This is a genomic window from Sodalis sp. RH16 (assembly GCF_047324245.1).
GTDB lineage: Bacteria > Pseudomonadota > Gammaproteobacteria > Enterobacterales > Enterobacteriaceae > Acerihabitans > Acerihabitans ligni.
Map to the genome: position 1 here is coordinate 3,818,041 of NZ_CP178737.1, position 19,946 is coordinate 3,837,986.

Sequence of the window (19,946 nt, forward strand, 5' to 3'; positions counted from 1 at the left end):
CATAATTCACGCTGCAGGTGCGTTGGCGATACTCGGCTCATCCACGGGCCTCGTCCCTTCGGGGCCGTAGCGGCGGCCGAGACGCCGGCGGGTGCGGGTAATGATTTCCTCGACGGTTTCCACCGGCAGTCGGATGTCCCCCGGCAGGTATGGCCGTCCCAGCAGCCGGTATTTGTCGCTGCCCAGCCGGTGATAGGGCAGGATTTCATAGCTGACGTCCACCAGGGGCAGAATAAAATCAATGATGCGGGCGATATCGTCCCAGCTATCGTTAAACGCCGGAATCAGCGGCGTGCGGACATGTATCGGCAAATGGGGGAAATGCCTGCGCAAAGCCATCAGATTAGCCAGAATCCGGCGGTTGGAACGCCCGGTAAACCGGCGGTGCGCGGTGTCGTTCAGGTTTTTGATATCAAAATAGACGCCGTCGCAATAGCCCGCCAGCGCCTGTAACGCCGGCCAGGGGCCGTAACCGCAGGTTTCCAGCAGGGTATCGATATGCCGTTTTTTGGCTTCCCGCAGCAGGGCCAGGGCAAAATCCGCCTGCATCAGGGGTTCGCCGCCGCTGAGGGTAATCCCGCCCCGTGAGCGCGCATAAAACAGGCTGTCCGCCTCGGCAATATCCATCACCCGCGCCGCCGTTATCCGCTGGCCGAACGCATGCAGGGCATGGCTGGAACAGGCGGGCAGGCATTGCAGGCACTGCCGGCAGGTATCCGTGTTCAGCCGGACAATTCCGTCGGCCCCATACGCCAGGCTGTGGGCAGGGCATTGGCCAAGGCACAGGCCGCAGTCCCGGCCGAGGCATTTTTTTTCATCCAGCGTGATTTCCGGCAATAGACCCTGGGATTCCGGATTGCTGCACCAGGCGCAGCGCAGCGGACAGCCTTTCAGAAAAACCAGCGTGCGGATGCCGTCGCCGTCATGCAGCGAATAGCGCTGTATATTGAAAATCCAGCCCGCATCAGCCCCGTCGGTCCGGCTCGCCGGAGCCGGCAAAGCCGTGGCGGGGATTCGCAGCGGCAATGCCTGCGGATCAGAAGATTTCATGGCCGGTCCTGGCAATCAAATCATCCTGCAGGTCCGGGGAGAGGTCAGTGAAATAGGCGCTATAGCCGGCAATCCTGACAATCAAGCCGCGAAAGCGTTCCGGGTCGGCCTTGGCCGCCAGCAGGGTTTCCCGGTTGATGACGTTGAACTGGATATGCCACAGCTTCAGGTCGCACCAGACCTTGATGAAATCGCACAGCTTGCGGGTGCCCGCCTCGCCGGCCAGTACCGAGGGGGTGAACTTGACGTTGAGCAAGCGGGCGGCGCGCTCGCGAAACCGGTAATTCTTGGTGTGGTAATTGGACAGCAAAACCGCGGTGGGGCCTTGGCTGTCGCAGCCCTGTGAGGCCGACGAACCGTCCGATAGCGGACTGTAGGCCCTGCGGCCGTTGGGGGTGGCGTGCACCACCTTGCCGAACGGCACATGCGAGGTAAACGGCACCAGCCGCAGATCCATATGCACGCCCAGGGAGCGGGAGTAGCGCTGGGTGTATTCCAGACAGATTTTATCCAGGGCCTTGCCGATATCATCGGCGTAGGGATCGTTGTTGCCGTATTTGGGCGCGTCCCGCAGCAGGGCGCGGACCACGGGATGGCCGTTGAAATCGTCCGCCAGCGCCGCCAGCAATTGCCCCATGGAAAGACGTTTTTCGTCATAGACCCATTTTTTTATTGCCGCCAGGGAATCAATGACCGTGCCGTAGCCCATAAACTCGAAATAACCCAAATCGATACCGCCGTCGATGTCCGGCTGGTGGATATCCTTACCGGCGTCCATCGCCAGATCGTGCAGGGCGGAACCCAGCGGCCAGGCAAAATGCCGGGCGCGCAAATCAATGATGATTTTTTGCTGGATAAACGCGTGGCGAAGGAAATTCAGATGCTGTTTTACATAGGCCTGCCAGAATGCCTCCCAGTCCGCGAATTCCCCCGGATCGCCGGTTTCGATACCCAGCAATTCCCCGCCGTAGCGTTTCATCCGGCCGTTGTACAACGTCATCTCCAGCGCCGCCGGGAAGTTGATATAGGCGCAGGGGCTGGTATAGGTATCGCGGTTCGGCATCCGGCACTCGGCGCAGCCGGACACCGCGAAATCATAGGCCTCGCTGAACGCGGCTCCCTTCGCCAGCAGCAGCGGCACCACCTCTTCATCGTTGATGAGTTTCGGAAATCCGGCGCCGTCTTTAATGGTTTGCGCCACTTCATAGAGAAAACGCGGCGGGGTGCGGCTATGGATGCGGGCCGCCAGGTCCGGATAGTGCAACGGGAATTCCCGCTTCGAACGCAGGAACAGATAGGATAAGGCATTGACCGCATCCAGGCCTTCCGGCGTCTGGCCGCCGATAGTGACCGCTTCCCAATGGGCGTAGCCTTCGTTGAAGGCGCCGCCGGTGGGGGAGATGTACAAATCCACGAACTGCGCCATGGCGACCCACATGCAGGCCAGCCATTCAAGGGCCTGCTCTTCGGTGAGCAGGCCGCGCTCCAGATCCCGCCGGTAATAGGGGTAAAGATACTGATCCATGCGGCCGTTGGAGATAATGGTGCCGGTTTTCTGCTCCAGGCGGGAAAACATCTGGGTGAACCACTGCGCCTGCAGCGCATCGCGGAAATCCCGCGCCGGATGTTCCGGCACCCAGGCGCAGCGCTCGGCGATGGCCTCCAGCTCCTGGCGCCGAACGGGATCGGGCTCCCGAGCCGCCAGATCCCGCGCCAGCGCGGCATGGCGTCCGGCCCATAGGATCACCGCCTCGGCGCTGAGGATAATGGCCTGCAGGAACGGTGCCTTTTCAACATTGTCCGACGGATCGAAGGGATCCAGCGCCGCCAGCCGGCGCTGTGCATCCTCCTTTATCCCCTTAAATCCCAGCCGCAGCACCTTATCGTAATCATGTACCCACTGAATGGAGGACCGGAACGACGAGGTTTCGTTGACGATAAAACGGGAGGTCAGGGCGTCGGCGGGATCGTAGGTGAGGCGCAGCGTCTCCTCGGGCAGGGCGCGGGCCAGATCTTCATGGTAGGTTTTGCCCTGCCAGTAGGGGGATACCACCCGTTTGATGATATCCACCTCCGCCGGTTCGACGGTAAACGGCGATTCCACCCGCCGGGGCAACTGCTCCAGCGCCCGCTCCAGAAAATCGCCGTCCAGTTCAGGATAAAGAATGCCGTAGCGGCCGGGTTTGCCGGCCCGGCCGACTATCAGCTGATCTTCATCGATATACACCTGGATATGTCCGGCGATGTGATACATCGCCTTCGCCCAGCGCAGGATCAGTAATTCCCCTTCCGTTTGCGCCATGGACTCGGTGAAATAGCGCGCCCGTTCCACATCGATAGCCGGTTTGGCATGCTGGATACGGGCCAGCAGGCGATGGGTCCTGTCCGTGGCGACGGGCTTGCTGTCGGGATGCAGCAGCCGCGCTTCCTGCGGCGAAAGTACCAGGGCTTGCTTCACGTTATTGCCTGCCTTAAGTCGTTAATAATAAAAGTGTATTCTCTAGATAATCCGCGTTGCAGTAACGTTGCTTGCAGCTTGAAAGATGACGGGTCTATTGATTGGAACTCCCGGAGCGCAGCGTGCCGTCGCCTTGCGCGCCCTGGACGCCGCTGGAAAAGATGCGTTCCAGGATTTCACTTTCCAATGCCGCCTGCCGGGCCTGCCCGTGGCTGCGGGGACGCGGCAAATCGATGGCGATATCCAGGCCGATATGCCCCTGCTCCAGCAGGATGACCCGATCCGCCAGGGTCACCGCTTCATGCACATCGTGGGTCACCAGCAACAGGGTAAAACCCTGTTCTTGCCACAGGGTCTCAATCAGGCGCTGCATCTCGATACGGGTTAACGCATCAAGCGCCCCCAGGGGTTCATCCAGCAGCAGCAGGCGCGGACGGTGAATCAACGCCCGCGCCAGCGCCACCCGCTGCTTCTGCCCGCCGGACAGGGTGGAAGGCCAGTCGCCGGCCCGCCCGGCCAATCCGACGGTGTCAAGAGCGGCCAGGGCGCGCTCGCGTGCGTCCTTGCCCAGGCCGAGGCCCACGTTATCCACCACCTTTTTCCAGGGTAGTAGCCTGTCGTCCTGGAACATCAGCCGTATATCGTTTTGTCTGGCGCGCAGAGGGGTATTGCCGGACGAGAGAGAGCCGCGGTCCGGCCTGTCAAGACCGGCCAGCAGGCGCAACAGAGTGCTTTTGCCGCAGCCGCTGCGCCCGACGATGGCCACGCACTGTCCGGCGGGGATGGAGAGATCCACATTCCCCAGCACCCGGTGGCCATGGAAAGACTTCTCCAATTGGCGCAATGCCAGGGGGATGCCGCGGTTAACCGGGTAGACATTGACGCTCATGCCGTTGCCCTCGTCTTCTGGTAAGCCGGATGCCAGCGCAGCCAGACGCGCTCCAGCGCCCGGGCGGCGCTGTCCGCCGCCTTGCCGAGGATGGCGTATAAAATAATGGCCACTACCACCACGTCGGTTTGCAGAAATTCACGGGCATTCATGGCCAGATAGCCGATGCCCGAATTGGCGGAGATGGTTTCCGCCACAATCAGCGTCAGCCACATGAATCCCAGCGCGAAACGGACTCCCACGAGTATGGAAGGGAGGGCCCCGGGCAAAATAACCTGATAAAACAGCGAAAATCCCGACAGCCCGTAATTTCGGGCCATTTCCACCAGGCCGGCGTCCACGTTGCGCACGCCGTGGTAGGTATTGAGGTAAATGGGGAACAGCGTGCCGAGGGCCACCAGGAAAATCTTTGCCGATTCATCAATGCCAAACCACAAAATCACCAGCGGTATCAGCGCCAGATGCGGTACGTTGCGGATCATCTGAACCGTGCTGTCCAGCAGCAGCGCCCCCCAGCGGGACAGGCCGGTGATAAAGCCCAGCAGCAGTCCGATGGAGCCGCCGATGGCGAATCCCACCGCGGCGCGCCAGCTGCTGATGGCCAGATGCTGCCATAGCTCGCCGCTGTAGATTAACCGCCAGGCCGCGGTGATAACCGCGCTCGGCGCCGGCAGGATCCGGCTGGACAGCCAGCCGGCGCTCACCGCCAACTGCCAGGATGCCATCAACAGCACCGGCAACAGCCAGGGCGCCAGACGTTCGGAAAGCTCGAGGGAAATGCGTTTCATCCCGTGCTCCTGTAAAGTGCGCATCGGATGGTCCGCCGCTACTGTGCCGGCGGCGTCCAGACGGCCTGTGAGACATTCAGGCTTTGCGGAATCAATTTCAACCGGGTGAACGTATCCGCAATACGCTGCTGGCCGGCGGTCACCTCCGGGGTGATAAATGCCGCCTGATAATGCTGCCGCTCCACCGCGATGCGGGTGATGTCCTCCGGCAGCCCCAGCAGGGGCGCCACCTGGCGGGTCACCGCCGCGGGGTCTTCGGCGGCCTTTTTATCCACCAGCCGGATTTGCCCGACAAGCTCGGTAATCACCCGGGGATGGGCCGTGGCGAAATCCCGGGTGGCGAGGTAGAACTGATAGTTATTCACGATGCCCTGGCCGTTTCGCAGGGTACGCGCCTGCAGCTGTTGCTCGGCGGCGGCGGCGAACGGATCCCAAATCACCCAGGCATCCACGCTGCCCTGGATAAAGGCCGCGCGCGCGTCGGCGGGGGAGAGATAGACCGGGGTAATATCGCCGTAGCTCAGGCCGGCTTCCTGCAGCGCCCGCACCAGCAGGTAATGCACGTTCGAGCCTTTATTCAGCGCGACTTTTTTACCTTTCAAATCCCCCACCTTGCGCAGGGCGGACTCTTTCGGCACCAAAATGGCTTCCGCGGTCGGCGAGGCCGGTTCATTGGCGATATATACCAGATTGGCCCCGGCGGCCTGCGCGAATACCGGCGGCGTTTCGCCGGTGAAACCAAAATCGATGGAGCCGACGTTCAATCCTTCCAGCAATTGCGGGCCGCCGGGAAACTCCGTCCATTTCACCTTCACGCCCTGCGAGGCCAGGCTTTTTTCCAGCGTTCCTTCCCCCTTCAGCAATACCAGGGTGGTGCCGGATTTCTGATAGCCGATACGCAGGGTATCGGCGGCGCAGGCACCGGCCGAAACGGCCAATGAAAGCAATAATGCAATACCGCCGCGCAGATTCATCATTTCTTTCCATCTTCAATTACTGAAAAGAAAATCCTAACAGCGCGGGAAATTGTTCGGTAAATGTTATTTTCAGCTTTGAATAGATATTATTTTGCTAAAAGAAAAATCACATTAATAAATGCCGAACCGCTGTTAATAACCGGTATGAAAATATTCCAATAAAGAAATGTTGTTATATGGATGTTTATCTTAAAGGACTTTTGTGTTGATGAAAGGCCGGATTTTCGGCGGCGGGGAGCGTTTTTCCCCATGACGAAAGCCTGCCGGCAAGGCCGGCGACCGGACCTGGGATTAAGGGATAAAATAGACTATCTAAAGCTGATTATATACTTTGACAGTGCCAGGCAAGTCTTGGAGCTTACTATTACCTATTCTTGTCGGATACCGTTATGTCTCGCTTTTCGTTTACCATGCGCCGTCTTATTTTTATCGCCGTTCCTTTATTGGCTTTATTAATTCAATTCAATGCACGGGCGGAAACCGCTCTGCGTATCGGTTATCAAAAATCCTCCACCTTGCTGACCCTGGTAAAATTGCAGGGCACGCTGGAAAAAGAGCTGGCTCCCCGGGGAATAAAGGTCAGCTGGTATGAGTTTTCCAGCGGACTGCCGCTGCTGGAGGCCCTGAATATCGGTAATGTGGATGTCTCCGCCGATGTGGCGGATACCGTGCCGGTCTTTGCCCAGGCGGCCGGCGCCGATTTGACTTATTTTGCCCGCGAAGAGCCCTCGCCGGATGCCCAGGCAATCCTGGTGCCGCAAAATTCACCGCTGAAAACCCTGGAGGATTTGAAAGGCAAACGCATCGCGGTAACCAAAGCGGCGGGTAGTCATTACCTGCTCATCGTTGCCCTGACGAAAGCCCACCTGACGTTCCATGATATCACCCCGGCTTACCTGACCCCGGCGGACGGCCTGGCGGCGTTTGAAACCGGCCAGGTGGACGCCTGGGTAACCTGGGAACCCTTTGTCGCCGCCGCCGAGCGCCGGCAGCATGCCCGCGTTCTGGCGCCGGGGCAGGGACTGGCCAGCTATCAGCGCTATTATCTAGCGTCCGCTTCCTTTGCGCGGCAGCATCCCGAAATCCTGGATCTGATTTACCGGCAGCTGGAACAAACCGGCGCCTGGGTCAAGTCCCATCCCACCGACGCGGCGAAATTGCTGGGACCATTGTGGGGCAATCTGGATGTAGCCACCGTGGAACAGGCCAATGCCCATCGCACCTATCAGGTCAAGCCGGTGACCCTTGAGAGCCTCGGCGAGCAGCAGCGCATCGCCGACGCGTTTTTTGCCGCGGGATTATTGCCTAAACATATTAATGCCCAGGCGGTGCCGGTCTGGCAGCCGGCCGCCGCGAAATGAGTCCGGCGACGCCTTCGCCGGCCCCCCTCGCACCGGACGGGGAGGAAACGGCGCCGGCCCGGCTTGTTCACGCCCTGGTGGCGCGGGCGCGGGAGGCGCAGCGGCAGATAGACGGTTACAGCCAGGAGCAAATCGATTTGGTGGTGAGCGCCCTGGGCTGGGCGGTGATCAATCCCGCGAATAATCGGGCCTTGGCGACCCTGGCGGTAGAGGATACCGGCCTGGGCAATGTCGAGGATAAGGTCAGCAAAAATCATCGCAAGACGCTGGGTCTGCTGCGGGATCTGCACGGTAAAAAAACCGTCGGCGTAATAGGTGGGGATCCGCGGCGCGGGATCGTCGACATTGCGCGGCCGGTGGGGGTGGTGGCCGCCGTGACGCCCTCCACCAACCCGGTGGCTACGGTCATCAATAACATCATCAACGCCGTCAAATGCCGCAACGCCGTTATCGTGGCGCCATCGCCGAAAGGGGCGGCCAGCTGCGCCCGGTTGCTGGAGTTGATCTATCCCGAGCTGGATGTCCTGCGGGTTCCCCGCGACCTGGTGCAAATGCTGCCTGCCCCTGTCCGCCGCGAGCAAACGCAGTTACTGATGGGTGCGGCGGATCTGGTTATCGTTACCGGTTCCCAGGCCAATGTCCGGGCCGCGACGCAGAGCGGTACGCCCACCTTCGGCGTCGGCGTCGGCAACGTAGCCGCCATTATCAGCGAATCGGCGGATTTAACCGCGGCCGCCCGCAAGATAGCGGATTCGAAAACCTTTGATAACGCCACCAGCTGTTCCGCGGAAAACAGCGTTATCATCCCGTCCGGCCGCTACCGGCCGATGCTGGACGCTCTGGTGGAGCAGGGCGGCGTGGTATTGACGGCGGAGGAAAAAGCCCGGCTGCAGCGCGTCCTTTGGCCAGACGGCGGCGGCAAGCTGGCGCGGGATCGGGTGGGCCATTCCGCGCAGTTCCTGGCTGAAGCGGCCGGATTATCGCGAGCGGCCTGCCAAAGCGCCCGTTTTTTCATCGTCGAGGAAGAGGGGGTGGGCGAACGCTTTCCCTTTTCCGGTGAAAAGCTCTCGCCGGTTTTAACCGCCTACCGGGCGGATGATTTTCATCAGGCATGCGACCGGGTCAGGGCGCTTTATGCCTGGCAAGGGGCCGGGCACTCCGTCGGCCTGCACGGCACCGATCCGGCGGAGGCGCTGACGGCGGGACTCACCCTGCCGGTGAGCCGCGTTATCGTCAATCAAGCCCACAGTTTTGCCGCCGGCGGCAATTTTGATAACGGATTGCCCTTTACCCTGACCCTGGGCTGCGGCACCTGGGGTAAAAATCATTTCTCCGACAATCTGAATTACCGGCATTTTTATAATAAGGTCCGTATCTCGCGCCCTATAGAGGAAGATATTCCCTCGCTGGATATGCTGTTCGGCGATTATCTGCGCAGGAAGGGATCGTGAAGGGCAGCGGCGAAGCAACGCTGAACGGCACCCAGGCGGAGTACGCAGCGCCGGACGACACCGGCGCCCAAGCAAAGGGAGCAGCGCGGGACGACACCGGCGCCCAGGCGGAGTACGCAGCGCCGGACGATACAGGCGCCCAAGCAGCGGTAGACGCCGCCGACTCGCTGCCGGCGGTGCTGGCCCGGCATCTGCGCGAGGGCGCCGATCGGGTTTTCCTGATTTGTCCGGAGACCGGGCGCACCCTCACCTTCGCCCAGCTGGCCCTGGCCGCCCGGCGCCAGGGCCAGTGGTTACTGGCCGCCGGCCATAGGCCCGGTGATCATATCGCTCTGCTGCTGCCCGGCGGCTTTGACACCGTGGCGCTTTGCCTGTCATGCATGCTGACGGGCTACGTGCCGGTGCCCCTGAGCTTGCTGGCTGCCGACACGGCACTGGCGTGGATTATCACCCATTGCGGCGCTAAAACCGTCATCACCAGCCGGGAGTACGCTCCCCGCCTGCGGGGGGTGCTGGACAGCCTGCCGCCGGCGGGACGTCCCTTGATGGCGATCCGCAAACGGGATTTGCCGACGGGCGGCGCGGATAGTCCTAAGCCGGAGGATTTTCCGTCCCGGACGGGGGATAACCCGTTCATACCTATACCGTCCGCGACGGACGAAGCGGCTATCTACACACCGCACCCCGCCGACGAACCGGCCGCCTGCGGGCAGCCGCTGTCCGCCCGAAGTCCGGCACTGCTGATTTATACCTCGGGCACCACCGGCCTGCCCAAAGGGGTCGTCATGACCCACGGCAATATGCTGGCCGCGGCGGAACGCATTGCTCGCTGGCATCGGCTTACGCCGCAGGATCGCCTGCTGTGCGCGTTGCCCCTTTATCACATCAACGGCCAGGTCATCGGGACGCTGGTTCCCTTTGTCAGCGGCGGCAGTCTGGTGGCGCCGCGGCGTTTTTCCGTCTCCCGCTGGTGGGGCATGGTGGAACGTTATCGCTGCACCTGGCTCAACCTGGTGCCCACCATGATAGCCTTTCTTTTGCACGACGCTTCCGACGGCGACGCCCGCTATCCCTGGGTCAAATTCGCCCGATCCGCCTCCGCGCCGCTGCCGCCCGCCCGGCACCGGCAATTCGAGCAGCGCTTCGGCATAGCGGTCATCGAAGGCATGGGTATGACGGAGTCGGGGTCGCTGGCGTTCTGCAATCCCCATACCGGCCGGGTCTATGGCAGCGTCGGCTTGCCCTGCGGCATCGAGACCGCCATTGCCGGTGCCGGCGGAGAGCGGCTGGCGGATAATTGCGGTGGCGAAATTATCCTGCGGGGCCCCAACATCATGGCCGGCTATCATCTGGACAGCGCACAAACCGCGGCGGCCATTGATGCCGGCGGCTGGCTGCATACCGGCGATCTGGGCTATCGCGACGAGCGCGGATTCTATTTTATTACCGGGCGGATGAAAGAGATCATCATCAAGGGCGGAGAAAATATCGCTCCGCGGGAAATCGACGAGGCGCTGGCGGATTTCCCCGGTCTGCGTGAAGCGGCTGCTTTTGCGATACCCGATGCCGATTACGGCCAAAATATCGCCGCGGCGCTGGTATTGCAGACCGGTATGGCTTTGGATGAGGCCGCGTTGCGGGCATGGTGCCTGGAGCGGCTGGGGAGTTTCAAAGCGCCGGTGCGTTTTTATCTCGTTACGGCATTGCCCCGGGGCGGTTCGGGCAAAGTGCAGCGATTAGCGCTCTGCGCCAGGTTCGCCGAGGGCTGACGGAGCCCGGTCGCTACTGGTATTGATCTGATTTGGGACTGATTTGGGAGTATAGCCTATGACCGACTCGTTTTTCCCCCGCCGGCAGGCGGACGATATCCGCCTGGCCTTGCTGAACCGGCATGAAGTGGCGCTGGTGGACGTACGCGAGGAAGCGTCTTACGCCGAAGGGCATCCCTTGTTTGCCGCCAATATCCCCTTGTCACGGCTGGAGGATGAGGTCCTGGCGCGGATTCCCCGGCGCACCGTCCCCGTGACCCTGTATGATAACGGCGAGGGGCTGGCGGCTATCGCCGCGCGCCGGCTGCTGGCGCTGGGTTACCGGGATGTGGCTTTGCTGGCGGACGGACTGGCCGGCTGGACGGCGGCGGGCGGCGAACTGTTTATCGACGTCAATTCGCCCAGCAAAGCGTTTGGCGAACTGGTGGCCCACTGCCGCCAGACGCCGTTTTTGGCGGCGGAAGAGCTAAAGCGGCTGCTGGACGCCGCCGGGGATATAGCGGTGCTGGACGTCCGGCGTTTTGATGAATACCAGACCATGAACATCCCCGGCGGCATCAGCGTACCGGGGGCGGAGCTGGTATTGCGGGTCCGGGATCTGGTGCCGTCGCCCGCCACCCGCATTATCGTCAACTGCGCCGGACGTACCCGCGGTATTATCGGCGCCCAGTCGCTGATTAACGCCGGTATTCCCAACCCGGTGGCGGCATTGCGCAACGGCACCATCGGCTGGATGCTGGCCGGGCTGCCGCTGGAGCGCTCGCAGCGGCGCCGCTACCCCGCCGCGAGCGAAACGGCGCGCCGGGCGGCGGCCGTCGCCGCAAGGGAGGTGGCGGATCGGGCCGGCGTGAAACGCCTGGACGCCGGCGAACTGCAGCGCTGGCTGACAGAGCCGGATCGCACCACCTATGTCTTTGACGTCAGGCAGCCGGAAGAGTATGCCGCCGGTCATTTCCCGGCGGCCCGTCCGGTCCCCGGCGGACAGCTGGTGCAGGAGACCGATCACTACGCCAGCGTACGCGGGGCGCGTATTGTCCTGACGGACGGCGAGGGCGGGACGCGTGCCGATATGACCGCCTCCTGGCTGGCGCAAATGGGTTGGCAGGTTTGGGTGCTTGACAAAGAGCACGCCGTTGTTGCCGTGTCCGGCTCCTGGGCCGCGCCGGTGGCGGAACCGTCGCCGGACGACGCGGCATTCCAATCGCAGCGTCCTTTGCCCCGGCGCTATCGCCGTCCCTATGAGGGCACCGGTAATTCCCCCCGGGCCATGCAGGACTATATCACCTGGGAACTGGGACTGGTGGCGCAGCTGGAGCGGGACGGTAGCCATGGATTTTTTGTGCTGAAATAAAAAGAATAAAATTTTGCTTATTTCTTTTAGTGGGCGATATTATCTTTCCGGATAAATAAGGATATTCATCTGGAAAGAAAAATCGCTGCCAAATGGTTAAATCATTTAATCCATACTCTATTGGAATGATGTTATTTTAGCTAAAACGGATCGGCGGTCTCGTATTTCTGCTGAATAAAGGAAACCAGCAATGAAAATTCTCTGACCCTTCTCTCGAATTATCGCTTTTTCCCTCATCGGCTATAAAGATTTTCACAAAAAATTGACCCATTTTATTGTCCGATTTATTTGTGATAAATACGCATTTAATGCTATTTAGGGACAAAATGGCTGACAAAACCGGTTAAAAAGCCGCCCATTGTCTTTTATGATCGTTTAGAACCATAGTTAGGTTAAAACTGATAGATTTTATCAATCAGTTGGGCTTTTATAAGTGAAATAAACGATTAGCTTAATCAATATCTGTAGTGTTTACTTCATAAAAATATATATCACTTTTCCCCTACCTCCAGCATGTGCTTAATGAGAATCAACCTTATTAAAATGTTATTCATGGCAGGTGAGTATTAAATAATAACCGATCAAAATCGATAATAGAATATTGCTGAATTGTTATTATTTAATTAAGGTGCGCAGGAATGGGAATTTTGACACTGGGTGTTTCTGTCTATGTTACCGCCTGTATTATTTATGCCACGTTATCTTTAGCCTATTTTTTTCTCAGCCAGCATAAAGCTTTTTCTTGTGATTCCTCTTGTCAAAAACGCGTTTTTTTCGGTTTGGCGGGGGGCGGCATTTCCCTTTGCTTTTTGCTTGGGAACGCTATCTTGCCCCAGACGGCGCTGGGGGGATTCGCCGCGCTGCCCGTTATTCTCACCACGATTCTCGGCGGCTGGCTCAGCGGGCTCATCGCCTTGATCATTACCTTGGCAAGCCACGGCGTCGCGTTATCCGATAAGTTTGCCATCGGGCTGGTGTTCCTTATCCTTTTTGCCGGTAAAATATGGCGTAAAAGACCCATCATCATCGCCTTGGCCATTGTATTTGTTATTCTTGCCTGTCGGTTAGGTTCAATGCTCCTGCTTGATCCCACGCGATTTTACACCAATATCCGCCTGGTCTATCCGCAGATGGTCTATCCGTTAATGGAGTGCCTGTGCTTTTTCATCACCTATTTCGCCCTGGTGGTAAAAAAAGAGTATGTGGAAGCCAGTATTTCCATGAAAGACTTTGCCATGATAGACAGCGTCACCAGCCTCAATAACCGTAAGAGAATCGACCAGGAAATTATCAAGCTGTCGTCTGAAACCCAGTCATTCGGCGTCGGGCTTATCGATCTGGACGATTTTAAACAGGTGAACGATCGCTACGGCCACCTGATTGGCGATCGGTTGCTGTTTGAAACAGCCGAAATTTTCCGCAGTACCACCCGCAGCAGGGATTTTATCGGCCGCTATGGCGGCGAGGAATTCCTCATATTTGTCCGCAATGCGGATCCGTTGACGGTGTATCAGGTTTGCCAGCGAATTCGCGCGGCCGTCGCCAATACGCTGTTTCTGGCCAATTCGCCGCAGCCGTTCAAGCTCACCGTCTCTATCGGGGTCGGTATGTATCATGCCGGCGATGACCTGATGACCTGCATCCATCAGGCCGATATCGCCCTATATCAGGCCAAGCGGCGGGGTAAAAATACCGTGGTGATGGCCAATGGCGCCCATCGTTTTAACACTGTCCAGTTCTGGGAGGATTAACGAAGCCGGTTCAGCCGGAAAATCCTTTTATCCTGGCATTCAGCTGCCAGCGGAGCAGCGCGGGATAGGCGGTAAAACGCTGCATCCGCGATGTATCCACCGACCCGGCGGCGGGCTGTAACGTCAGGCCGCCGTCCGGGGTCCAGGGATAAAACGCCGGCCGTCCGGTGAGGGGATAGACGCCCCGATCGTCAACCCACAGGTCAACGTTATAACCGAAGGCCCGGCTGCCGTCGTCCACCGGCGCCAGCATATTCCTGCCCCCCAGCGCCTGGTAAGGGGTGTCCGACAGGGAATAGGCATAGAGGGTCGGCATAATGTCTTTGTGGGAACCGATGCGGGACGGGTCGTAGCGCCAGGGGCTGTTGTCCAGGATGATTTTGGGTATGTAGAGATAAAACGGCACGGCGCGATCCAGGAACTGTTCCCGCGGATTAAACGCTTTCAGCCGCCGCATTTGATGATCGCCGGCGGCGGCAATGAGGGTATTATCCCCGAGGGGGGAGTCTTTTATCGTCGCGATAAACTCGCCCAGTGAGTCGGTGCCGTACTGATAGGCCCGCAGAATATTTTCCTGCGCCTGCCGGGGAACTTCGGCATGGGCCATCATTTGGGCCGATGCGTACACCGGCTTGGGATGATAGTGCGGGGGAACGATATACGGCGGATGATTGGTCACGGTCAATATAGCGATAAATGTCGGCTGCGTGGCCTGGGCCAATAATTTGGCCGCCAGGCGGAAGGCATAATCATCCGGTACGCCCCAGTCCGTGACCTCTTGCCTGGATTCGGGATACAGCGATTCCAGGGTTTCCTGGCCGAAAACCCGATCCACTCCCTGGAAAGGCAGATAATTGCCCAGATTGCGCCACATCAAACTGCCCGAGGTAATAAAAATCACGTTATAGCCGGCTTTTTTGTAAACGGCGAACGGCGTATCTGCCAACGGTACCCGCTGGGCCGAAGAGTGGCTGATATTCTGTACCGGACTGTGAAAAAACAGCGCCGCTAAAGAGGGGGCGGTGCCGTTGCCTTCCGAAACAAAACGGCGAAAGACGAAATCGTCGGAGAAGGGCTTGCGCAGCGCGCCGAGTAAATCATTGTCCGGCATATGGTCAAAAACGAGCATATTACTGCCCATGCTCTCCATCAGGGCCATTACCACATTGGGTCTGTGATCCCTCAGCCAGGGATTGGCTGGGGTACGGGCATCCAGGGAATTCAAGCCGGACTGCCGTAATAAAACCGCGCCGGACCGGCGGGAAACCGGCGTGAACTTCACATCCAGGTTATGATCCCCCACGGCCCAGGACAGGGCGATTAAACCGTTGGGTGTCATCTTATTCAGGGCGGTAATGGTGGAGATCTGGGAGTCATTGCGGCGCAGCGGGAACGTCGCCAGACTGCCGCGCGCCATGGCGGCGAACAGCAGCAAGGTCAGGAACAGATAAAGGGCAAACAGGCCCACCGGCCAGCGGGAGGCGTCCCGCCGGCGGCGCGGCGTTAAAAAATGCCGGGTCAGGACGGTATCAAAAGCGGTGATCGCCGCGGCCGCAAACAGCGCCGAGAGGATGGGGTAGTCCTGCCAGATACTTTTCAATACGGCGCTGGATTCGTCATCCACCAGGCCGAAGGCAAAAATATCAATAAAGTCATGATAGGTCTGGTAATAGTAATAATTAACGATGGATACCATGATGACCACGAACGCCACCAGGCCTAAATAGATTCGCGCGCAGCGCGCCAGCCACCGCCAGCCCTTTTCCCGGGCGGCAATCAGCAGACCCAGCACCAGGCACGGAGAGAGCAGAATGGCCGTCACCCGCAGATCAAAACGTATGCCTGTCAGCCACATATGTTCAATGGCCGCGGCATGTCCGCTGATTTGCCGCGGATCGATAAAAATGTGGAACATAAAATAACGCGCACCCGCCAGCAAAAAGGTGAGTACGCCAATCTGGCACCACAGGGCGCTTAACAGGGCGCGGATTCTCAGTTGATACATTTACTTCTCTATTATTAATACTTATTGATTAATGAATATTTGTAATTATTTGCTTGCTACATTTTTTCAAATGGAACTTCCACCGAACGTCAACGGGGTGGGGATAGAGACGGGGTTTTTTGCCAAAATGTGCCATAGGCACATCCGGTCCATAGCCCGCGGCGGGATGTGACAACGGCGCCGCGTTGCTTTTGGGCGCCGCCGGGTTCGGCGCAAAAACCTTTCCATGGCTATAGAGTCTTTGCCAACGGGGAATTTGACTTCCCCTGCGGCGGGGAAGAGCGGGCGGCCGGCACCGGTTTGTTTCTTGTGTTGAAACAGGGGATTATCAACAAGGCAGTGATCGCAATTCGGTCCGGGCCGGGCGAGTGCCGATAGCGGCGCGGGCTCCAGGGCGTTCTTGACAGAAAAAAGGCAGTACGCCAGCTTTAGGTTATTCGCCGGGGCAGCGCCTGACGCCTTCCCGCAACTCGACATTTATCGGGCGTGGCAGTAATCACTTTCATCACGCTGCTGATTGAGGAGACCGCAAATGGCTACATTCATAAAAAATGTTGTTCTGGTTCATGGCGCCTTTGCCGACGGATCGAGCTGGGCCAAGGTCATTCCCCGGCTGACCGCACGGGGAATCAAGGCCGTCGCGGTGCAAAACCCCCTGAGTTCGCTGGTGGATGACGTGGAAGCCACGGTGCGGGTGATAGAAATGCAGGAGGGTCCGGTTCTGCTCGCCGGCCATTCCTGGGGCGGCGGGGTGATTACCGAAGCGGGCAATCACCCCCAGGTGGCGGGACTGGTGTATATTGCCGCCGGCACTCCTGATAGCGGCAAAAGCTTCAATGACTGGTGGGATGACTATCCGCCGATGCCCGGCGCCGCCGAAATCGAGCCTTATGGCGAGGACTATGTTGCGATGACGCGGGAAGGAGTGCGGAAATATTTTGCCGGCGATCTTCCCGAGCAGGAAGCCGACGTCGTTTACGCCACCCAGGGACCCCTTGCCGTCCGGTGCTTTGACGATCTCATCACTACCGCCGCCTGGCGTGCCAAACCCTCATGGTATGTCATCGGCGAGAACGATCAAACCATTCCCCCCAAGGTTCAGCGCGACTCGGCGCAAAAGCTGGGGGCAAAGACCCTCAGCCTGCCCACCAGCCACGTGCCGATGCTGTCCCGGCCTGACGCCGTCGCCGATTTTATCGCCGAGGCGGCAAGCTCGATGGTGTTTTGACTTCATACCTCCGGCGGGCTTGAAAACGGCTATTCTCCGCCGCCCTCAATGCTCCCCGAACCGAGCCGGGAATACCGACGATCCTGAAAGCGGTATTGCCCGGCAATGACGCTTAACCCATCAGGCCGGGCCCGATATGACCACTTTGCCCAGATGTTTGCCGCTTAACAGATAATCATAGGCGGCACGGGCCTCTTCAAACGGGAATACCGTATCAATGATCGGATGCAGGGCCCATTGCTCCAGGGCTCGGTTCATTTGTTCGAACATATCCCGGCTGCCGGTTGAAATCCCCGTCAGCGTCAAGCGCTTTTGCAGGATCGGGGCGGGATTGATGGTACCCGGTCCCGCCAGCACCCCGATAACCACCACCCGGCCGTGCATGGCGGTGGCCTGGAGGGAGCGTTCCAGCGTACCGGGGCCGCCGGTCTCGATAACACGGTCAACCCCGATTCCCCCGGTGGCGGCCAGCACCTCATGCTGCCATTCGCCATGGGCGGCATAGTTAATTACCGTATCGGCCCCCAGGGCGCGCAATTTGGCGGCTTTTTCTTCGCTTGAGGTGGTGGCGATAACGTTGGCCCCCAGGCGTTTGGCCATTTGCAACGCAAAAACGGACACCCCGCCCGACCCCAGGATCAGTATCGTCTGGCCCGGCAGCAGAGGGGTTCCGTCATGCAATGCGCGCCAGGCGGTGACGGCGGCGCAGGGCAGGGTAGCACCCTCCTCGTAGGAGAGGTGTGCCGGCAGTTTTACGATGCCCTCTTCATACAGCACCACCTGCTGCGCCAGCACCCCGTCCCGGTTGCCGCCGAGATCGGCCGGCACGGCGCGCAGCGGCATCGGTCCGCCCTGCCAATTCTGGCGGAAAATGCCGGCTACCCGATCGCCGACGGCAAAGCCCCGCACCTGGTGGCCGACGGCGATGATATCGCCGGCGCCGTCGGAGAGGGGAATGATGCCGGGCTGGATCTGCCCGACGCCATATTGATTGCGGGCAATGGCGATATCCCGGTAGTTGAGCGATGTGGCGCGGATACGAATCGATACCTCATGGGCGCCGGCGGTCGGCGCTTCTTCTTCACACATTTCCAGCCCGTCGAAGCTGGTCAATGTTTTCAAACGGTACAGTTTCATGTTCATCCTCTCCCTTGATGGTGGTGGATGGTGCCTTTTGGCTGAAGGCGCTGGGCCATCAAACAAGATAGACATGATGGAAAATTATTATCTTGGCAAAAGGTGTTTTGTATCATATTGAAAAGATTCATGGCTTGTGATGACACGGCCGTTAAGGCTGGACTGAAGGATTATATGAGTAAATTTATTTGCACAGTATTTTATGCTGAATTTTTTCTATAACAAACAAATATAGAGAGATAATTCCAGTGAAGAGCCATTATTATGAAACATTATTTTTAATGTTGTGGCAGGGTTAATAATGAGTGACGCGTACGCCCCCCATGCCGGGATAGCGGCCCCATTAACGATATATGAAGAGGATTTATCGGTCCGCATCGATGCGTTGCCCGCGTCGGCCGGTCTGTGGCGCTTTATCATACTGCTGGCCCTGGGCGGCTTTTTTGAGCTCTACGATCTGTTTCAAACCGGCTATATCAGCGGCGGGCTGGTGGCCGAAGGCATTTTTCACGTCGGCGGGCAGGGGGTATTCGGCGTATCCGATCAGGCGGCCTTTGCCTCGGCCACCTTTCTCGGTCTGTTTATCGGCGCCAGCCTGCTCAGCCCCTATGCCGACAGATTCGGCCGCCGGCTGACGTTTATGTTCGCCCTGGCCTGGTACGGCCTGTTCTCATTATGCCTGGCCTTTCAGCATCAGGCTGAGTGGATCATTTTCCTGCGCTTTCTGGTGGGGGTGGGCCTGGGCATCGAGCTGGTGACCATCGATACCTACCTGGCGGAATGGACGCCCGCCGGTCTTCGCACCAAGGCGTTCGCCTTCTCGTTTTTCATTCAGTTTCTCTCGGTACCGGCGGTGGCGTTAATGTCCTGGTGGCTGGTGCCGCAAACCATTCTCGGCCTTACCGGCTGGCGTTATGTGGTTATCGCCGGCGCCGTGGCGTCGCTGATTATCTGGCTGGTGCGCAAGAAGCTGCCGGAATCGCCGCGCTGGCTTATTCAACAGCGGCGCTACCGGGAAGCGCGCCAGGTGATGATGGACATGGAAAGGCGCTGCGGCATTACCGCCGCCGCTGATTTTCCGTTGCGGGATCGGGAACCGGCAACGGCGAAGGTCGGCACCTTCAGGGATATCTGGGCGGCTCCCTATCGCAGCCGCACCCTGATGCTGTCGGTGATGAATTTTTTCCAGGCCATCGGCTTTTTTGGTTTCGGCAACTGGCTGCCGGCCTTGCTGGCGGGCCGGGGAACCACCATTACCCACAGTTTGCTGTATGCCTTTTTCATTACCCTGGCGTATCCCCTGGGTTCCCTGCTGTGCAGCCGGTATGCCGACAAAATGGAGAACAAATGGCAAATCGTTTTATCCTGCCTGGTGACGGTGATTTTCGGTTCGCTGTTCGCGGTGCAGAATAATCCGCTGCTGCTTATTCTGTGCGGCTTTCTGGTTACCTGGTCCAACGCCTGGCTGACCTACAGCTACCACTCCTACCAGTCGGAGGTTTTTCCCACCTTTATCCGCGCCCGCGCCGTGGGGTTCTGCTACTCCTTCAGCCGGCTGTCGACGGTGTTCAGCAGTATCATTATCGGACTGCTGCTGCAGCATACCGGGGTAACGGGGGTTATCATCTTTATCGTTATCAGCATGCTGATTGTCATGGGGGTTATCGCCATCTTCGGCCCGAAAACCCGCGGCCTGGATTTGGAAGATATCTGAGGCGCATCGGGCCTGCC

Annotated in this window: 14 protein-coding genes; 7 read left to right on the forward strand and 7 right to left on the reverse strand. The window is 59.0% G+C overall.

What is annotated here, in order from left to right; all coding sequences use genetic code 11:
- Positions 1-6: 6 nt before the first annotated feature.
- The 5 genes from ACL2XJ_RS17630 to ACL2XJ_RS17650 form a co-directional block, all read right to left on the reverse strand.
- On the reverse strand, positions 7-1,050 hold the full coding sequence (locus ACL2XJ_RS17630) for a glycyl-radical enzyme activating protein (protein WP_413723946.1): 1,044 nt from the start codon (positions 1,048-1,050) through the stop codon (positions 7-9).
- Positions 1,037-3,508: a glycyl radical protein gene (locus tag ACL2XJ_RS17635; protein ID WP_413723947.1), complete on the reverse strand. Its 2,472-nt coding sequence runs from the start codon at positions 3,506-3,508 to the stop codon at positions 1,037-1,039. The genes ACL2XJ_RS17630 and ACL2XJ_RS17635 overlap by 14 nt, the downstream gene beginning before the upstream one ends.
- 94 nt (positions 3,509-3,602) lie before the next feature.
- Positions 3,603-4,397, reverse strand: coding sequence for an aliphatic sulfonates ABC transporter ATP-binding protein (gene ssuB, locus ACL2XJ_RS17640; RefSeq protein WP_413723948.1), 795 nt, complete (start codon positions 4,395-4,397; stop codon positions 3,603-3,605).
- Positions 4,394-5,185 carry an aliphatic sulfonate ABC transporter permease SsuC gene (ssuC, locus tag ACL2XJ_RS17645; RefSeq protein WP_207917805.1) on the reverse strand — a complete coding sequence of 264 codons (792 nt, stop codon included), beginning with the start codon at positions 5,183-5,185 and terminating at the stop codon, positions 4,394-4,396. Before ssuC ends, ssuB begins: the two co-directional genes overlap by 4 nt.
- Positions 5,186-5,223: 38 nt before the next feature.
- Positions 5,224-6,162, reverse strand: coding sequence for a sulfonate ABC transporter substrate-binding protein (locus ACL2XJ_RS17650; protein WP_132922328.1), 939 nt, complete (start codon positions 6,160-6,162; stop codon positions 5,224-5,226).
- A 389-nt stretch (positions 6,163-6,551) separates the two neighbouring features.
- Between ACL2XJ_RS17650 and ACL2XJ_RS17655 the strand changes: the two genes are divergently transcribed.
- The 5 genes from ACL2XJ_RS17655 to ACL2XJ_RS17675 all read left to right on the forward strand — a co-directional run bounded on the left by ACL2XJ_RS17655 (position 6,552) and on the right by ACL2XJ_RS17675 (position 13,845).
- A complete protein-coding gene (locus ACL2XJ_RS17655) occupies positions 6,552-7,523 on the forward strand; it encodes an aliphatic sulfonate ABC transporter substrate-binding protein (RefSeq protein WP_413723949.1) in 972 nt (323 codons plus the stop codon).
- Positions 7,520-8,974, forward strand: coding sequence for an acylating sulfoacetaldehyde dehydrogenase (sauS, locus tag ACL2XJ_RS17660; RefSeq protein ID WP_413723950.1), 1,455 nt, complete (start codon positions 7,520-7,522; stop codon positions 8,972-8,974). The genes ACL2XJ_RS17655 and sauS overlap by 4 nt, the downstream gene beginning before the upstream one ends.
- Positions 8,971-10,743, forward strand: coding sequence for a class I adenylate-forming enzyme family protein (locus ACL2XJ_RS17665; RefSeq protein ID WP_413723951.1), 1,773 nt, complete (start codon positions 8,971-8,973; stop codon positions 10,741-10,743). The genes sauS and ACL2XJ_RS17665 overlap by 4 nt, the downstream gene beginning before the upstream one ends.
- Positions 10,744-10,801: 58 nt before the next feature.
- The gene (locus tag ACL2XJ_RS17670; RefSeq protein WP_413723952.1) at positions 10,802-12,094 is read left to right on the forward strand and encodes a rhodanese-like domain-containing protein; all 1,293 of its coding nucleotides are present in this window, start codon (positions 10,802-10,804) and stop codon (positions 12,092-12,094) included.
- A 638-nt stretch (positions 12,095-12,732) separates the two neighbouring features.
- On the forward strand, positions 12,733-13,845 hold the full coding sequence (locus tag ACL2XJ_RS17675; RefSeq protein ID WP_132922324.1) for a GGDEF domain-containing protein: 1,113 nt from the start codon (positions 12,733-12,735) through the stop codon (positions 13,843-13,845).
- Positions 13,846-13,855: 10 nt separating this feature from the next.
- Here the strand turns inward: ACL2XJ_RS17675 and ACL2XJ_RS17680 are convergent, their stop codons facing one another.
- Positions 13,856-15,850, reverse strand: coding sequence for an LTA synthase family protein (locus tag ACL2XJ_RS17680; RefSeq protein ID WP_413723953.1), 1,995 nt, complete (start codon positions 15,848-15,850; stop codon positions 13,856-13,858).
- Positions 15,851-16,382: 532 nt separating this feature from the next.
- On the opposite strand from ACL2XJ_RS17680, the gene ACL2XJ_RS17685 reads away from it, so the two are divergent.
- Positions 16,383-17,078, forward strand: a complete 696-nt coding sequence (locus ACL2XJ_RS17685) for an alpha/beta fold hydrolase (protein WP_132922322.1) — start codon at positions 16,383-16,385, stop codon at positions 17,076-17,078.
- Between the two features lie 120 nt (positions 17,079-17,198).
- Here the strand turns inward: ACL2XJ_RS17685 and ACL2XJ_RS17690 are convergent, their stop codons facing one another.
- Complete coding sequence (locus ACL2XJ_RS17690) at positions 17,199-18,215, reverse strand: zinc-dependent alcohol dehydrogenase family protein (RefSeq protein ID WP_413723954.1); 1,017 nt, start codon at positions 18,213-18,215, stop codon at positions 17,199-17,201.
- 301 nt (positions 18,216-18,516) lie between these two features.
- Between ACL2XJ_RS17690 and ACL2XJ_RS17695 the strand changes: the two genes are divergently transcribed.
- On the forward strand, positions 18,517-19,929 hold the full coding sequence (locus ACL2XJ_RS17695) for an MFS transporter (protein WP_413723955.1): 1,413 nt from the start codon (positions 18,517-18,519) through the stop codon (positions 19,927-19,929).
- The last annotated feature ends 17 nt before the right edge of the window (positions 19,930-19,946 follow it).

What these genes read in the sequence shown, in the direction of transcription:
- ACL2XJ_RS17630 (WP_413723946.1), bottom strand. Translation starts at nt 1,050, where the DNA reads ATGAAATCTTCTGATCCGCAGGCATTGCCGCTGCGAATCCCCGCCACG.
- ssuB (WP_413723948.1), bottom strand. Translation starts at nt 4,397, where the DNA reads ATGAGCGTCAATGTCTACCCGGTTAACCGCGGCATCCCCCTGGCATTG.
- ssuC (WP_207917805.1), bottom strand. Translation starts at nt 5,185, where the DNA reads ATGAAACGCATTTCCCTCGAGCTTTCCGAACGTCTGGCGCCCTGGCTG.
- ACL2XJ_RS17650 (WP_132922328.1), bottom strand. Translation starts at nt 6,162, where the DNA reads ATGATGAATCTGCGCGGCGGTATTGCATTATTGCTTTCATTGGCCGTT.
- ACL2XJ_RS17655 (WP_413723949.1), top strand. Translation starts at nt 6,552, where the DNA reads ATGTCTCGCTTTTCGTTTACCATGCGCCGTCTTATTTTTATCGCCGTT.
- sauS (WP_413723950.1), top strand. Translation starts at nt 7,520, where the DNA reads ATGAGTCCGGCGACGCCTTCGCCGGCCCCCCTCGCACCGGACGGGGAG.
- ACL2XJ_RS17670 (WP_413723952.1), top strand. Translation starts at nt 10,802, where the DNA reads ATGACCGACTCGTTTTTCCCCCGCCGGCAGGCGGACGATATCCGCCTG.
- ACL2XJ_RS17675 (WP_132922324.1), top strand. Translation starts at nt 12,733, where the DNA reads ATGGGAATTTTGACACTGGGTGTTTCTGTCTATGTTACCGCCTGTATT.
- ACL2XJ_RS17680 (WP_413723953.1), bottom strand. Translation starts at nt 15,850, where the DNA reads ATGTATCAACTGAGAATCCGCGCCCTGTTAAGCGCCCTGTGGTGCCAG.
- ACL2XJ_RS17685 (WP_132922322.1), top strand. Translation starts at nt 16,383, where the DNA reads ATGGCTACATTCATAAAAAATGTTGTTCTGGTTCATGGCGCCTTTGCC.
- ACL2XJ_RS17690 (WP_413723954.1), bottom strand. Translation starts at nt 18,215, where the DNA reads ATGAAACTGTACCGTTTGAAAACATTGACCAGCTTCGACGGGCTGGAA.
- ACL2XJ_RS17695 (WP_413723955.1), top strand. Translation starts at nt 18,517, where the DNA reads ATGAGTGACGCGTACGCCCCCCATGCCGGGATAGCGGCCCCATTAACG.